At 65.7% G+C, this 14,138-nt stretch carries 15 protein-coding genes; 13 read left to right on the top strand and 2 right to left on the bottom strand.

Features of this window, described 5'->3' with window-relative positions:
- Window positions 1-80: 80 nt before the first annotated feature.
- Both SH584_RS11155 and trmB read left to right on the top strand, forming a co-directional pair.
- The gene (locus SH584_RS11155; protein ID WP_324807099.1) at window positions 81-1,151 is read left to right on the top strand and encodes a hypothetical protein; all 1,071 of its coding nucleotides are present in this window, start codon (window positions 81-83) and stop codon (window positions 1,149-1,151) included.
- Window positions 1,152-1,193: 42 nt separating this feature from the next.
- A complete protein-coding gene (trmB, locus tag SH584_RS11150; RefSeq protein WP_324807097.1) occupies window positions 1,194-1,892 on the top strand; it encodes a tRNA (guanine(46)-N(7))-methyltransferase TrmB in 699 nt (232 codons plus the stop codon).
- On the opposite strand, the gene SH584_RS11145 is transcribed toward trmB, so the two are convergent.
- Window positions 1,889-3,118: a PQQ-dependent sugar dehydrogenase gene (locus tag SH584_RS11145; RefSeq protein WP_324807095.1), complete on the bottom strand. Its 1,230-nt coding sequence runs from the start codon at window positions 3,116-3,118 to the stop codon at window positions 1,889-1,891. The two genes, trmB and SH584_RS11145, sit on opposite strands and share 4 nt — an antisense overlap.
- Between SH584_RS11145 and SH584_RS11140 the strand changes: the two genes are divergently transcribed.
- From SH584_RS11140 to SH584_RS11095, 10 genes are all read left to right on the top strand, one after another.
- A complete protein-coding gene (locus SH584_RS11140) occupies window positions 3,112-4,155 on the top strand; it encodes a type III polyketide synthase (protein ID WP_324807093.1) in 1,044 nt (347 codons plus the stop codon). The genes SH584_RS11145 and SH584_RS11140 overlap by 7 nt on opposite strands.
- A complete protein-coding gene (locus SH584_RS11135; RefSeq protein ID WP_324807092.1) occupies window positions 4,152-4,652 on the top strand; it encodes an isoprenylcysteine carboxyl methyltransferase family protein in 501 nt (166 codons plus the stop codon). The genes SH584_RS11140 and SH584_RS11135 overlap by 4 nt, the downstream gene beginning before the upstream one ends.
- Before the next feature lie 121 nt (window positions 4,653-4,773).
- Entirely contained in the window at window positions 4,774-5,313 is a 540-nt protein-coding gene (gene rimP / locus SH584_RS11130; protein WP_322841042.1) for a ribosome maturation protein RimP, read from the top strand.
- 1 nt (window position 5,314) lies between these two features.
- On the top strand, window positions 5,315-6,946 hold the full coding sequence (gene nusA, locus SH584_RS11125; protein ID WP_324807090.1) for a transcription termination factor NusA: 1,632 nt from the start codon (window positions 5,315-5,317) through the stop codon (window positions 6,944-6,946).
- Window positions 6,933-7,652, top strand: coding sequence for a DUF448 domain-containing protein (locus SH584_RS11120; RefSeq protein WP_324807088.1), 720 nt, complete (start codon window positions 6,933-6,935; stop codon window positions 7,650-7,652). Before nusA ends, SH584_RS11120 begins: the two co-directional genes overlap by 14 nt.
- Window positions 7,649-10,168, top strand: coding sequence for a translation initiation factor IF-2 (infB, locus tag SH584_RS11115; protein ID WP_324807084.1), 2,520 nt, complete (start codon window positions 7,649-7,651; stop codon window positions 10,166-10,168). The genes SH584_RS11120 and infB overlap by 4 nt, the downstream gene beginning before the upstream one ends.
- A gap of 15 nt (window positions 10,169-10,183) precedes the next feature.
- Window positions 10,184-10,576, top strand: a complete 393-nt coding sequence (gene rbfA, locus SH584_RS11110; RefSeq protein WP_322841046.1) for a 30S ribosome-binding factor RbfA — start codon at window positions 10,184-10,186, stop codon at window positions 10,574-10,576.
- Window positions 10,573-11,106 (top strand): GNAT family N-acetyltransferase, encoded by a 534-nt coding sequence (locus SH584_RS11105; protein WP_324807081.1) that lies wholly within the window; start codon window positions 10,573-10,575, stop codon window positions 11,104-11,106. The genes rbfA and SH584_RS11105 overlap by 4 nt, the downstream gene beginning before the upstream one ends.
- 28 nt (window positions 11,107-11,134) lie before the next feature.
- The gene (locus SH584_RS11100; RefSeq protein WP_324807079.1) at window positions 11,135-11,542 is read left to right on the top strand and encodes a hypothetical protein; all 408 of its coding nucleotides are present in this window, start codon (window positions 11,135-11,137) and stop codon (window positions 11,540-11,542) included.
- Between the two features lie 5 nt (window positions 11,543-11,547).
- Window positions 11,548-12,168, top strand: coding sequence for a thymidine kinase (locus tag SH584_RS11095; RefSeq protein ID WP_324807077.1), 621 nt, complete (start codon window positions 11,548-11,550; stop codon window positions 12,166-12,168).
- Window positions 12,169-12,171: 3 nt separating this feature from the next.
- On the opposite strand, the gene SH584_RS11090 is transcribed toward SH584_RS11095, so the two are convergent.
- Complete coding sequence (locus SH584_RS11090) at window positions 12,172-13,131, bottom strand: hypothetical protein (RefSeq protein ID WP_324807075.1); 960 nt, start codon at window positions 13,129-13,131, stop codon at window positions 12,172-12,174.
- A gap of 106 nt (window positions 13,132-13,237) precedes the next feature.
- On the opposite strand from SH584_RS11090, the gene truB reads away from it, so the two are divergent.
- Window positions 13,238-14,128, top strand: a complete 891-nt coding sequence (gene truB, locus SH584_RS11085) for a tRNA pseudouridine(55) synthase TruB (protein ID WP_324807073.1) — start codon at window positions 13,238-13,240, stop codon at window positions 14,126-14,128.
- Window positions 14,129-14,138: the final 10 nt, after the last annotated feature.

The raw sequence follows: 14,138 nt of genomic DNA, 5'->3' as shown, positions 1-14,138 counted from the left end.
TGGTCGCGTTGCACGACTTGCGTCGGCTCCTGCCCGGTGCGAGACTTGATCCGCTCGGTTTACGGCGGGAGAGTTGCGTGATGAAGCAAGCGGCCTTGATCGGCTCGGCACTGATCCTTTCAGCACTGGCACCTGGCTGGGCTTTCGCGGCAGTGGCGCCCGGACCGATCCCAGTCAGAGGCGACAGCCCCTACCGGCACAAGCCGAGCGGAATCACCCTCGCCGCGAACGCGGCCGGCTTCTTCCGAGTGAAAGTCACGTCGTTCGACGCGAACGAGCTGAATGTCGCGATCGATTATCGCTCTGCCGACGGCGGCGATTTCGTGACACTTTACATCTTTCGCAACGTGACCGGCGGAATTGGCCCATGGTTTGATCGCGCCCGGCGTTCGCTGGAAGCGAACCCTCGAGTTGGGAGGGCGAGCCTTGCTGGTCCAGTCGCGGCATTCGCGCCATATGGCCAGCGTGTAGCCGGGGCCCTGAAGGCGAACTACGCACTGACAAATTCACAATTCCGCAGCACGTCAATCGCGCTAACCGGCACACCCGAATGGTACGTCAAAGTCCGCGCATCTTCTACGACGCGTACTCCCGAGCAACTTTCGCAGATCGTCGATGCGGCGTTCGGCGCGGTGTCGTGGCCACGGCAGGCGCAGCTTCAGCCGGTGACAGAAGTTGCTGATTGCCAGACACCGTTGGCACCCTCGGGTCCGGCGAAGCCTGCCCCGCCCGATAGTTCCGCGCTGCTGATGTCCGCCTTGGGCGGCGCTGTTTCAATGGAGGCCAAATCCAAAGCACAAGTCGCGCCAGCGGCGCCGGCCATCTGGTGTCGCGAACCGGGCGGATCGCCCAATGCGACCGTGTACCGGCCGGACGGCGCGACCGATCGCTACCTTCTGGCCATCAACGATGCCGGCATTGGAGCCGTCGTCGGGCGCGACGAATTGGCGTCGCTGATGTCTACGGCAAAGACGCCACGCTATTCGGTGCAGATGATGATGATGGATCGCAATGAAGGCCTTGGAGCCTTTGCATCGCTGCCGCCTGCCACGCAGGCCATGCAGCTCGTGGAGAGCGGCAAAATCGTCTTCTCCTCAACGACGTGGGGCAAGGGTAGTAGAATTTCGATCGATGCCGGTTCGATCAAGTAACGGGCTTGCGAAGGATGGGGGTGCTGGCTAGGCGCGCCAGCCATGTCAGCGCCCGCACCCCATGATCCTACGACCATCAACCGCCTTTACGGACGGTCGAGCGGACACAAGCTTCGCAAGGGGCAGGCCGACCTCGTCGAGAATCTGCTCCCCGCCATCTCGGTTCCGGCGGAGGGGGAGATCACCGCCGAGCGATTGTTCGGCGACCACCGTCCGCTCCATCTCGAGATCGGCTTTGGCGCGGGTGAGCACCTTGCGCATCGCGCGGACCTGTTGCCTGACCACGGCTTCATCGGCTGCGAGCCATTTCTCAACGGCGTCGCTACTGCGCTGGGCCACATCCGCGACCAGCATCTGGCGAACGTACGGCTGTGGATGGGCGACGCGCTCGACGTGCTCCGCCGCCTTCCCGACGGTTCGCTGACGATGGCCTACTTGCTTCACCCCGATCCCTGGCCGAAGGTGCGTCATGCCAAGCGGCGGATGGTCAACGACGGCCCGATCGAACTGCTCGCAGCCAAGGTGAAACCCGGAGGGGAACTGCGCATCGCGACCGACCATCCGGTCTATCTAGACTGGATGCTGATGGTCATGCAGCGCCACGACGAGGCTTTCGAGTGGCTCGGCGAACGGCCCGCCGACTGGATGGACTATCCCGGCGGCTGGCCGGAAACGCGATATGCCGCGAAGGCGCGGCGCGAAGGCCGCGTCCCCCACCAGTTTCGATACCGCCGCCGTTAAGGCTTGGGCGGATCCAGCCGTAGCATTCGACCCTGCGACCCACGCCCGCCATCCTCGAGCAGATAGACGGCTCCGTCTGGACCCTGCGCGACCGCGCGGATACGGCCCTCCATTTCCCACTGATCAGCCTTCGCGGCTTGATCGCCGTTGATGTCCACGCGGATCAGCGACTTGCCCGACAGTGCGGGGACCAGTGCGTCGCCCTTCCAAGCGGCAAAGCGGTCGCCCGAATAGATCATCAGGCCGCCCGGAGAAATTGACGGAGTCCAATTGACCTTCGGCGGCTCGAACCCGTCGCCCGCGCGGTGATCGGGAATGTCGCGGCCGTCGTAATGACTTCCGTCGGAAGCCTTGGGCCAACCGTAATTCTTGCCCGGCTGGACCAGATTGACCTCGTCGCCGCCCTTGGGTCCCATCTCGCTTTCCCACAGCCTTCCGTCGGGCGCGAACGACAGGCCGAGGATGTTGCGGTGACCGATCGACCAGAACTCGGCCGCGACTCCGCCGCGCGATGCCCAGGGATTGCCCGGCGCGGGCGTTCCTTCCGCGGTCAGGCGAAGCACCTTGCCAAGATTGCCGCCGAGATCCTGCGCGGGATCGAATTTCTGCCGATCGCCCGACGATAGATAGAGCAGGCCGTCGGGTCCGAAGGCGATCCGGTGGGAGAAGTGGCCGTTGCCCTCAACCTTCGGCGACTGTCGCCAAATCGTCTTCAATCCCTGCAGCGTCGGCTTTCCGCCCGCCATGGCAAGCTGCGCGTAGCCGAGCACGGCCCCGCTGGTGCCGTTCGCGCCGCCTTCGACCCAGGTCAGATAAACCCGGCCATTGCGGGCGAAATCGGGATGGGGGACGACGTCGCCCAGACCGCCTTGCCCGTCGGCCTTAACCATGGGAACGCCAGCGACCGCGGTCTTGCGCCCGTTCGCGGCGTCGACCAGCCACAGCTTGCCCTCCTTTTCCGTCACCAGTGCGGAATTGCCGCGACCGGGGAGGAAGGCGATGGCCCATGGCGTCGTGAACTGCGCGACCTGCGTGGTCTGGAAGGGAGTTCCTGCCGCAGTCGCCGGCGCCGATCCCTGCTGCGAGCTCGCGCCCCCCGGCCCACCACAAGCGGCGGCGCACAGCAGCAGCGCACCTTGCCAAATCTGGCGACGCGCCCGAACTCCGCGCAGCGGCGTTTGGTCCGCAATATGGTCGCGCTCCATTCGGAAGGTCTCGCTTGTCATCGGTTCATCTCCTGTCGATCGCCACGGCGGTCCCGCCGTTTACGGTACGCCAGTCCGAAGCAAAAGACGCAGCACGCGCAATGTTCCGTGGCCGGATCGCCCTGTTCGATCGCCTGTCGGGCGTATTCGATAATGCGCTGATCGACACGCGGCACACCGTGGCACCGATCGAATGGTATCATGAGGAGCATGGCTGGTCCGCGCGGACGGATTTGTACGTCGCGGCCACCGAGTCATTGTTCGAACAAGCGGCGCTCGGCGCGATCGCGAAGGCGGGGCTGACCCCGGCCGACATCGACGGCATCGTCTTCGTCTCGACAACGGGCATTTCGACGCCAAGCATAGATGCGCGGCTCGCCCCCCGGCTCGGCTTTCGCCCGGACGTGCGCCGCGTTCCCGTCTTCGGACTAGGCTGCGCGGGCGGCGTCACCGGCCTTGCGACGACGGCGCGACTCGCGGCGGCTGACCCGGGATCGCGCTGGTTGTTCGTGTGCGTCGAGACCTGCTCGATCTCGATCCGGCTCGACAGCGACGATCCGGCGGCAATTGTCGCCACTGCGCTGTTCGGCGACGGGGCCGCGGCCGCAGTCTTGTCTTCGGACGGCGCGGCGCTCGCGTCGGTTCGGGGCGCGGGTGAAAAGCTTTGGCCCGACACGCTTGGCATCATGGGGTGGCGGGTCGAGGATCCGGGGCTCGCCGTCATCTTCGACCGCGCCATTCCGCCCTTCATCGAAGCCGAGCTTGCTCCGGCCGTCGACGAAATCCTTGCCGGGCTCGACCTCGAACGGAGCGACCTCGATCGTTTTTGCTGCCACCCCGGCGGCGCCAAGGTCGTCGAGGCGATCGAACGATCGCTGGGCCTTGGCGACGGCGCGTTGGATATCGAGCGCGACGTGCTTCGCCGCTTCGGCAACATGAGCGCGCCAACGGTGCTGTTCGTTCTCGACGAATTACTGTCGCGTGGCTTGCCCGAGCGGACCATGATGACCGCTTTCGGTCCAGGCTTTACCTGCGCCGGCCTGGTGCTCGAGCGGTGACCGAGCTTTGGCCCCACTTCGCGATCCTCGGCTTCGTGACGCTGCAGCGCGCCGTCGAACTGCCGATCGCGCGGGCGAATACCGCCCGACTGCTCACGGCCGGCGGGCGGGAGGTCGCGCCCGGCCATTATCCGCTGATCGTGCTGCTCCATGCGGCATGGCTCGCCGCCTTGTGGTGGTGGGCGCCGGGGCGGCCGATCTCACTCGTCCTGCTCACCTTGTTCGTGTTGGTCGAAATCGCCCGGATTTGGGTCCTGCGCACCCTTGGCCCGCGCTGGACTACGCGGATCATCGTCGTCCCCGGCGAGACGCTGGTGCGGCGCGGTCCCTATCGCCTCGTCAATCATCCCAACTATGCGGTGGTCGTCTCGGAAATCGCGCTCCTCCCGCTCGTCTTCGGACTGTGGCAAGTCGCGTTGATATTCTCCCTGCTCAACGGGGCCATCCTGTGGGTGCGGATCAGGGCGGAGAATGCCGCACTGGGGCGAGCGATTTGAATCCTTGCGACTCTCTTGGGAGACGCCTATATCGCCCTCACTTCTCCTCGACATCGTCAGACGTTGGGGCCGGGCCGGGATCGGTCCGGCAGCGAGAAGACCTGCATGAACTGGAGCCAGTTTGACCGATACTGCCACCATCACCCCGCTGATCGAGCCTGCCGTCAAGGCATTGGGCTTCGACCTCGTGCGCGTGGCGATGATCGGCGGGACGTCGGATCCGACGCTTCAGGTGATGGCCGAGCGCCGCGAGACCCGGCAGCTAACGATTGACGATTGCGCCGACCTGTCGCGCGCGATTTCCGAAATCCTCGACGCCGAGGAAGCCGCCGGCCGCGACCCGATCGAAGGCGGGTATCGCCTTGAAGTGTCGTCGCCGGGGATTGACCGCCCGCTCACCCGCCGCAGCGACTATGCCGACTGGACGGGCCACGAAGCGCGCATCAAGTTCGTCGATCCGGTCGACGGGTCGAAGCAGATTTCGGGCATCATCGAGGGCATCGACGGCGACACCGTCCGTGTCACCACGCCCAAGGGCGAGCGGCTGGCCGACTTCGCCAACATCGCGTCGGCGAAGCTGCTGCTGACCGACAAGCTCATTCACGCCACTGCACCGCTCAGTTCCGCCGGTGCCGACGAATTCGAGACAGAGGAAGACTAAGATGGCCACTGCCGCTCCTGCAACCGCCTCCGCCAACAAGGCCGAACTGCTCGCGATCGCCGATGCGGTCGCCAAGGAGAAGCTGATCGACCGCGGCATCGTGATCGAGGCGATGGAAGATGCGATCCAGCGCGCCGCCCGCTCGCGCTACGGTGCCGAGAACGACATCCGCGCCAAGCTTGATCCCACCACCGGCGACCTTCGCCTGTGGCGCGTCGTCGAAGTGGTCGAAGAGGTCGAAGACTATTTCAAGCAGGTCGACCTGAAGGGCGCGCAGAAGCTCAAGAGCGATGCCGCGATCGGCGACTTCATCGTCGACCCGCTTCCCCCGATAGAATTCGGCCGCATCGCGGCGCAGGCCGCCAAGCAAGTCATCTTCCAGAAGGTCCGCGACGCCGAGCGCGAGCGCCAGCATGAAGAATTCAAGGATCGCGTCGGCGAAGTGATCACCGGCGTCGTCAAGCGCGTCGAATTCGGCCACGTCGTCGTCGACTTGGGCCGCGCCGAGGGCGTCATCCGACGCGACCAGCAGATCCCGCGCGAAATGGTCCGCGTCGGCGACCGCATCCGCAGCCTGATCATGTCGGTCCGCCGCGAAGCGCGCGGTCCGCAGATCTTCCTGTCGCGCGCCCACCCCGACTTCATGAAGAAGCTGTTCGCGCAGGAAGTGCCCGAAATCTACGACGGCATCATCGAGATCAAGGCCGCCGCCCGCGACCCGGGTTCGCGCGCTAAGATCGGCGTCATCAGCTACGACAGCTCGATCGACCCGGTCGGCGCCTGCGTCGGCATGAAGGGCAGCCGTGTCCAGGCCGTCGTGCAGGAACTGCAGGGCGAAAAGATCGACATCATTCCGTGGAGCGAGGATACCGCGACCTTCGTCGTCAACGCGCTTCAGCCCGCGACCGTCAGCCGCGTCGTCATCGACGAGGAAGAGAGCCGCATCGAAGTCGTCGTTCCCGATGACCAGCTGTCGCTCGCCATCGGTCGCCGCGGCCAGAACGTTCGCCTCGCCAGCCAGTTGACCGCCAGCCAGATCGACATCCTGACCGAAGCCGACGCGTCCGAGAAGCGCCAGCGCGAGTTCGTCGAGCGCTCGTCGTTGTTCCAGGGTGACCTCGACGTCGACGAAACGCTTGCCCAGCTCCTGGTCGCCGAAGGCTTCACCAGCCTTGAGGAAGTGGCCTACGTCGAACTCGACGAAATCGCTTCGATCGAGGGCCTCGACGACGAGATCGCGGGCGAGCTTCAGAGCCGCGCCAGCGAAGCGCTCGAGCGTCGCGACACCGCGCTTCGCGAAGAGCGTCGCGGCCTAGGCGTCGACGATGCCCTCGCCGAACTGCCGCACATGACCGAATCGATGCTCGTCACGCTCGGCAAAGCGGGCATCAAGACGCTCGACGATCTGGCCGACCTCGCCACCGACGAACTGGTGCAGAAGAAGCGCCAGGAGCCGCGTCGCCGCGCCGAAAATGCGCCGTCGCGGACGTCCGAGGACAAGGGCGGCGTTCTGGCGGAATATGGCCTGAGCGAAGACCAGGGCAATGAGATCATCATGGCCGCGCGCGCGCACTGGTTCGAAGATGATGCCGATACATCCGGGGAGGTCGCGCCCGCGGATGAAAAGCAATGATCTCCTAACCACTCCATCAAGCGAGACGGAGGAAGGAACGGGTCCCGAGCGGACCTGCATCCTCACTCGCGCTTGTCGCCCGAAGGAAGAGCTGATCCGTCTGGCGCTTGGCCCCGGCGGCCAAGTCGCGCCCGACGTTCGCGCCCGCGCGGGTGGCCGCGGCGCCTGGATCGGAGTCGCTCGTCCCGCGCTTGAAACCGCGCTCGCGAAGGGCAAGCTTAAAGGCGCCCTCTCTCGCGCGTTTAAGACCGGCGAGCTCGACATTCCGGCCGACCTCGGCGAGCGCGTCGAGGCAGCGCTGAAGGCGCAGGCGCTCGACCGGCTCGGCCTCGAAGCGCGTTCGGGCACTCTGTTGACCGGCGCCGAGAAGATCGAGCAGGCCGCCCGGCAGGGTAAGGTGCACCTGCTCATCCACGCTGCCGACGCTGGCGCGGACGGCAATCGCGCGCTTGACCAGGCTTGGCGCGTCGGCGGTGGTCCGGCCGCGGGGTTGGTTTTTCCCGAAGGGCGCACCATCTTGTCGATGGCGCTTGGACGCGAAAATGTGGTACATGTCGCCCTGACCGATGCGGCCGCCGCCAGGCGGGTCGCGACTGCCATCGACCGGTGGCAAGCTTTTATTGATCCCGACACTGGGCTAGACGGCGGCGCGACTGCTGCCGGTCAGGTGTCGGCCGACGAACTTGAAGACGAAGGAAACGCATGACCGACCAGACCGACAAGCCCAAGCTTGGCACCCGGCCTCCGCTGGGCCTGAAGCGCACGGTCGAGACCGGCAAGGTGAAGCAGAGCTTCAGCCATGGCCGCTCGAACACCGTCGTGGTCGAGGTCAAGAAGCGCCGTATCCTCGGCAAGCCGGGCGAAGCGCCTGCGCCCGCCGCCGAGCCCGTCGAAGCGGCCGCGCCCGCTCCGGCCCCGACACCCGCGCCCAAGCCTGCGGCCCCTGCGCCGAAGCCTGCGCCCGCGCCGACGCGTCGCCCGGTCGACGACATCACTGCGCGCAAGGAAATGCAGGCCCGACTGCTGCGCGAGGCCGAAGAAGCACGTATGCAGAGCCTGGAAGAGGCTCGCCGCCGCGAGGATCGCGCCAAGGTCGCCCAGACCGAGGACGAGAAGCGCCGTGCGGAGGACAATCGCAAGGCCGAGGAAGAAGCGCAGAAGCGCGCCGCCGAGGAAGCCGTCGCTGCCGAGCGCGCGGCTGCTGAAGAAGCTGCGGCCCCCGTGCCGGCCGCGACCGAGAGCGCCGGCGACGATCGTCGTTTCACGCGTCCCGCCTCGACGCCAGCGCCGAAGCGTCCCGAACCTGCCCGCCCGGGCCGTGGCCGCGATGACCGCCGCCCATCGGGCCGCCTAACCGTCACGCGCGCCCTTTCGGGCGAAGACGATAATCGCACCCGCAGCCTCGCCGCGCTTCGCCGCGCGCGCGAAAAGGAAAAGCGTGCCCACCAGTCGGCGGGTCCCTCGGCCAAGCAGGTCCGAGACGTCGTTGTTCCTGAAGCCATTACGGTCCAGGATCTCGCCAACCGCATGGCCGAGCGTGGCGCCGACTTGGTCAAGTCGCTGTTCAAGATGGGCATGGCGGTCACGCTGACCCAGACCATCGATCAGGACACCGCCGAACTGCTGGTCACCGAGTTTGGTCATAACATCAAGCGCGTCAGCGAAAGCGATGTCGACATCGACACTGCCGCCGACGTCGATGCCGACGACACGCTGCAGACGCGTCCGCCGGTCGTCACGATCATGGGCCATGTCGATCACGGCAAGACCTCGCTGCTCGACGCGATCCGCGGCGCCAACGTCCAGTCGGGCGAGGCCGGCGGCATCACGCAGCATATCGGCGCCTATCAGGTCGCGCTGCCCGACAAGTCGAAGGTCACCTTCCTCGACACGCCGGGTCACGAAGCCTTTACCGAAATGCGTCAGCGCGGCGCCAACGTCACCGACATCGTGATCCTCGTGGTGGCGGCGGACGACGGCCTGCGTCCCCAGACGATCGAGGCGATCAAACACACGAAGGCGGCCGGCGTGCCGATGATCGTGGCGATCAACAAGATCGACAAGCATGAGGCCAAGCCGCAGAAGGTCCGCGAGGAACTGCTGCAGCACGAGATCGTGGTCGAGGACATGGGCGGCGACGTCCAGGACGTCGAAGTGTCGGCGCTCAAGAAGACCAACCTCGACAAGCTGCTCGAGGCGATCCATCTCCAGGCCGAACTGCTCGAACTGAAAGCCAACCCTGATCGCGCCGCCGAAGCGACCGTGGTCGAGGCGAAGCTCGACAAGGGCCGCGGCCCGCTTGCCACCGTGCTGGTGCAGCGCGGCACGCTCAAGGTCGGTGACGTGTTCGTCGCCGGTGCAACCGCAGGCAAGGTCCGCGCGCTCACCGACAGCAACGGCAAGCAGGTCAAGGAAGCCGGCCCGTCGTTCCCGGTCGAAGTGCTCGGCCTGTCGTCGGTTCCCTCGGCGGGCGATCCGCTGACAGTCGTCGAGAATGAAGCGCGCGCCCGCGAAGTCGCGGCGTATCGCCAAGGCCTGCTCGATCGTAAGCGGACGACCTCCGCCCCGATCAGCCTAGAGAACATGTTCGCCGACAAGTCGTCGAAGGTGATTGAATTCCCGCTCGTCATCCGTGCCGACGTTCAGGGTTCGACCGAGGCGATCATCAACGCCGTCAATCGTATCTCCACCGACGAGATCAAGGTCCGCGTGCTGCAGTCAGGCGTCGGCGCGATCACCGAAAGCGATGTCACCCTTGCGGCGGCGACCGGGGCGCCGATCATCGGTTTCAACGTCCGCCCGAACGCCAAGGCGCGCGAGGCGGTCAACCGCACCAAGGTCGAGCTTCGCTACTATGACGTCATCTACCACCTCACCGACTGGGTGAAGGAAGCGATGGCGGGCGAACTTGGGCCAGAGATCATCGAAACGGTCGTCGGCCGCGCCGAAGTCCGCGAAGTGTTCCCGGCGGGCAAGCGCGACAAGGCGGCGGGTCTGCTCGTCCTCGAAGGCGTCATCCGCAAGGGGCTGCATGCTCGTCTTACTCGCGCCGACGTCATCGTCAGCAAGACGACCATCTCGTCGCTCCGTCGTTTCAAGGACGACGTGGCGCAGGTCATCGCGGGTCTGGAGTGCGGCGTCTTGCTGGCCGACACCAACGACATCAAGGCAGGCGACAACCTCGAGGTCTTCGAAGTCGAAGAACGCGCTCGCACGCTGTAAGTCGGGACGCGAGGAATGCGCAAAGTCGAGACCACGGAAGGTCGCTCGGTTCGCCTGCTTCGCGTGGGCGAACAGGTGCGGCACGTGCTGAGCGACGTCCTGGCGCGCGGTGACGTTCACGACGACACACTTTCCTCGCACATGGTCAGCGTCACCGAAGTGCGGATGTCGCCAGACCTTCGTCACGCCACGGTGTTCGTAAAGCCGCTGTTGGGGCAGGATGAGGAGCAAGTGCTCAAGGCGCTTCGCACCAACACCGCCTTCCTTCAGCGCGAGGTGGCGACGCGGGTGCAGACCAAATATGCCGCCAAGCTGAAGTTCCTCGCCGACGAAAGCTTCGACGAGGGAAGCCACATCGATCGCCTGCTCCGCAGCGATCATGTCGCACAGGACATCGACAAGGAATGATCGAGCTTCTCGGCAGGCCGATGACCGGGGACGGTTGCCGCGCCGAGCCGTGGACGGAAGGTTATCGAGCGGACCTCAAGGCGGCCTGCGCCGAGGACCGCGACATCTGGTCGATCTACGCGAACGACTTCGGTCCCGACGGCTTCGATGGCAGCATCGATTCCTACGTCGGCAATCCCCGCAACCGGACCTTCGTGCTCTACGACGGTGACGCGCTCGCGGGCATGTCGAGCTTCCTCGGCTTCGACGAGGCCCGGCAAGTGGTTGAGATTGGCGGCACCTACTATCGCCCCCCGCTACGCGGCACCGGCCTCAATCGTCGGGTAAAGAACATGATGCTGGCCCAAGCCTTCGACTGCGGCATCCGCCGGGTCGAATTCCGGGTCGATGCCCGTAACGCCCGAAGCCAGGCAGCGATGGCCAAGCTCGGCGCCACGCGCGAGGGCGTTCTCCGCGCCGACCGCATCACCTGGACGGGGCACGTCCGCGACACGGTTCTGTTCTCCATCCTGAGAGACGAGTGGCGCTAACGAGAAGCCTTCGCTAGCCTTTGCGACGATGACCGCCCCGATGATGTTCTTTGCCCTGCCCGCGCTATTTATGGCGTCGCCTGTACTTGCCGGAGCGCCGGGCCTGACCATTCGGACCGGTGAGACATGGATTTTCGTGTTGAGGAGCGGGCAGCCTAACCAGGCACGCAAGGTTGCCGCCGACACGGCGCCTCGAAAAGGCGATATTCGAATTTCAATTCGATCGCTACTGGGGACGTCGATGTCGGTAAGCGGCAACCTGCCCGTCAGCTACACCTATCGCACCGAATTGATCAGGGGCAGTGCGTTGGTCGCCAAGCGTTCGTGCACGCTTCCACCCAACGGCCGCCCCGCGTTCGAACATTGGCGGGAAGCCGCCGACGCCATTCGGGTCTCCGACTTCAAACCCGCCCACGCCAATGGAAGCTGCCCGTAACGCCCATGGCCAAGCTCTATTTCTATTACGCCGCGATGAATGCGGGCAAATCGACCACGCTGCTGCAGGCCGACTATAATTATCGCGAGCGCGGCATGGAGACGATGCTGTGGACCGCAGCGCACGACGATCGTGCGGGGATCGGCACCATCGGGTCGCGGATCGCGCTCTCCGCTCCGGCCCACACCTATGACGACAGCGTCAATCTGTTCGATGCGATCGTGGCCGAACTGCTCCGGCGAAAGCTCGACTGCATCCTCGTCGACGAGGCGCAATTCCTGACCCGCGATCACGTGCTCCAACTCTGCCGCATCGCCGACGAGTTGAAGATTCCCGTGCTCTGCTACGGGCTGCGGACCGACTTTCAGGCAAGCCTTTTCCCCGGCTCGGCCGCGCTGCTGGCCTTGGCCGACGCGCTGATCGAGCTGAAGGCGGTGTGCGAGTGCGGTCGCAAGGCGACCATGAACCTGCGCGTCGATGCCGAAGGCCACGCCGTCGCCGCGGGGGCGCAGACCGAGATCGGCGGCAACGATCGCTACATCGCGCTTTGCCGGCGCCACTTCTTCGATCGTTTGAAGGAAGGCGAAGCGCGGCAGCTGGCATTGGATATCCCGCGCCCTGCCTGACGCTTACTCGTCGTCCTCATCCTCGAGCAGGAGCCCGGGGTCGGCGCGGTCGGGAAGGTAGCGCCACAGCAGCGCGATGTTCGCCGAGGATCCTGCAAGCTGAAGCAGCCCCGCCGCCACGATCATCGCAGCCGGCTCTCCACTTTTGAGCGCAAGCAGAAAGGCCCCCGTCGCCGTCGCTAGCGACATGGCGATGAAGCCCGAGAGGCGATGCGGAAGGTAAGGCTCGATCCGCGCGTGCCAGCCCATCCCCCGGCCGGTCCGCGCGGCAAAGTTGCCGATCGGGCCGAAGACGGTCAACGCGATCTTCGACAATCGGTAGGTGATGAGCTTGCGCCCGCTGATGATCGACGATCTCGCCAGTTCCGGCCAGTCGAGCGGTGTTTCGCGCGGGCTGGCGGGAAGCCGCTTCGTCTTCGGCCAGAAGCGGATCACGGCCAACGCGATCCACTCCCTGATTCCGAACGCCAGCCCTATCCCGACCGCATGCCAGCCCGCGGCCCACGCCAGCAACGCCAAAGCGAGCCCGCCGCCGGCCAACGCCAGTCGATAGTACGGCGAGTCCGACTTCACGTCGCTGAAGCGGATCACCCGCGACGGCATCCCAACCGCGATGAGCAGTAGGAATGTCGCAATCTGGTCCTGGTCGAGGGCCTGCAGGAGTTTGAACAGCCCCCCGACGAGCCCGAGCGCCAATAACAGGCAGCCGCCCTGCGCCAGCCGCGCAAGCTTCTTCGCCTGCTGACGGATCGGCTTTGCCGCCCCTGCCCGTGCGCGCAGCGATGGTGTGGTCGATACTCGGGTCAGAAATTGGATCGCCCGGATCATCACCGACGCGGCCAACAGGCGGGCGGCGTCGGCGTGTCCAAGAATAAGCACGACGGTCGCCCACAAGGCGACTGTCAATGCGAGCGGCGCATATTCGCGCAACGCCAGCCGCTTGAAGCGTTCCCGGCCGATCATGCGCGCTTCGCAGGGGCCTGATGCGGCGGCGGAAGGGCGCTCGATGGTCGGGTCACGTCGGCTCGGCTTATGGTCAAAGCCAGAGGGGTTGTCTATCGGGCGCCCCATGGCGCTTCATGGCTGGATCATTCTCGACAAGCCGCTTGGGCTGGGTTCGACGCAGGCGGTGTCTGCGGTCAAGCGCGCCTTGCGCACCGCGGGCGAGCCCAAGGTCAAGGTCGGCCATGGGGGAACGCTCGACCCGCTCGCGACGGGCGTGCTCCCGATCGCGCTCGGAGAAGCGACCAAGCTCGCCGGCCGGATGCTCGACGCGACCAAGGCCTACGATTTCACCGTCCACTTCGGGACGCAGACCGACACGCTCGACCTTGAGGGCGACGTCATCGCCAGCAGCGACCACCGGCCGACGCTGAGCGATCTCGAGGCGGTCCTTGCGCGCTTCACCGGGCCGATCGAGCAAGTGCCGCCCGCCTACTCCGCGTTGAAGATCGATGGCCGCCGCGCCTACGACCTTGCACGCGAGGGTGCCGATGTGGAACTGGCGACCCGCTCGGTCACCATTCTCGACCTCAGGGTCGTCGACGGCAGCCCGATGCCCGATGCCGTCACCCTCTCGGCCACGGTGTCCAAAGGCACCTACATCCGCAGCCTTGCTCGGGACATTGCGCTGGCGCTTGGTACGGCCGGGCACGTCACCATGCTTCGACGAACGCGGGCGGGTCCGTTCGGCCTCGAAAAGGCAATATCGCTGGACTTTCTGGACGAAGCCGCTAAGGCGCGCGCACTGACGAGGACGGTTCTCCCGCTCGACGCGGGGCTGGACGACATCCCGGCCCTCCCCGTCACCCCCGAACAGGCCCGTCTGCTCCGACAGGGGCAGGTGCTGTTCGGGATCCCCGGCAAGGGACCTCATCTTGCGAAAGACGGCGAAACGCCGGTCGCGCTGGTCGAGGTTTCTGACGACGGCTGCAAGGTCGTTCGCGGGTTCAACCTATAGATTTCAAGGA

The organism is Sphingomonas sp. LY29 (assembly GCF_035593985.1).
GTDB lineage: Bacteria > Pseudomonadota > Alphaproteobacteria > Sphingomonadales > Sphingomonadaceae > Sphingomicrobium.
The sequence above is the reverse complement of the archived record's forward strand: the minus strand, read 5'-3'. Positions and strand labels throughout refer to the sequence as shown.

Coding starts and splice junctions, on each gene's coding strand:
- SH584_RS11155 (WP_324807099.1), top strand. CDS start 81: ATGAAGCAAGCGGCCTTGATCGGCTCGGCACTGATCCTTTCAGCACTG.
- trmB (WP_324807097.1), top strand. CDS start 1,194: ATGTCAGCGCCCGCACCCCATGATCCTACGACCATCAACCGCCTTTAC.
- SH584_RS11145 (WP_324807095.1), bottom strand. CDS start 3,118: ATGACAAGCGAGACCTTCCGAATGGAGCGCGACCATATTGCGGACCAA.
- nusA (WP_324807090.1), top strand. CDS start 5,315: ATGGCCACTGCCGCTCCTGCAACCGCCTCCGCCAACAAGGCCGAACTG.
- SH584_RS11120 (WP_324807088.1), top strand. CDS start 6,933: ATGAAAAGCAATGATCTCCTAACCACTCCATCAAGCGAGACGGAGGAA.
- infB (WP_324807084.1), top strand. CDS start 7,649: ATGACCGACCAGACCGACAAGCCCAAGCTTGGCACCCGGCCTCCGCTG.
- rbfA (WP_322841046.1), top strand. CDS start 10,184: ATGCGCAAAGTCGAGACCACGGAAGGTCGCTCGGTTCGCCTGCTTCGC.
- SH584_RS11105 (WP_324807081.1), top strand. CDS start 10,573: ATGATCGAGCTTCTCGGCAGGCCGATGACCGGGGACGGTTGCCGCGCC.
- SH584_RS11100 (WP_324807079.1), top strand. CDS start 11,135: ATGACCGCCCCGATGATGTTCTTTGCCCTGCCCGCGCTATTTATGGCG.
- SH584_RS11095 (WP_324807077.1), top strand. CDS start 11,548: ATGGCCAAGCTCTATTTCTATTACGCCGCGATGAATGCGGGCAAATCG.
- SH584_RS11090 (WP_324807075.1), bottom strand. CDS start 13,131: ATGATCGGCCGGGAACGCTTCAAGCGGCTGGCGTTGCGCGAATATGCG.
- truB (WP_324807073.1), top strand. CDS start 13,238: ATGGCGCTTCATGGCTGGATCATTCTCGACAAGCCGCTTGGGCTGGGT.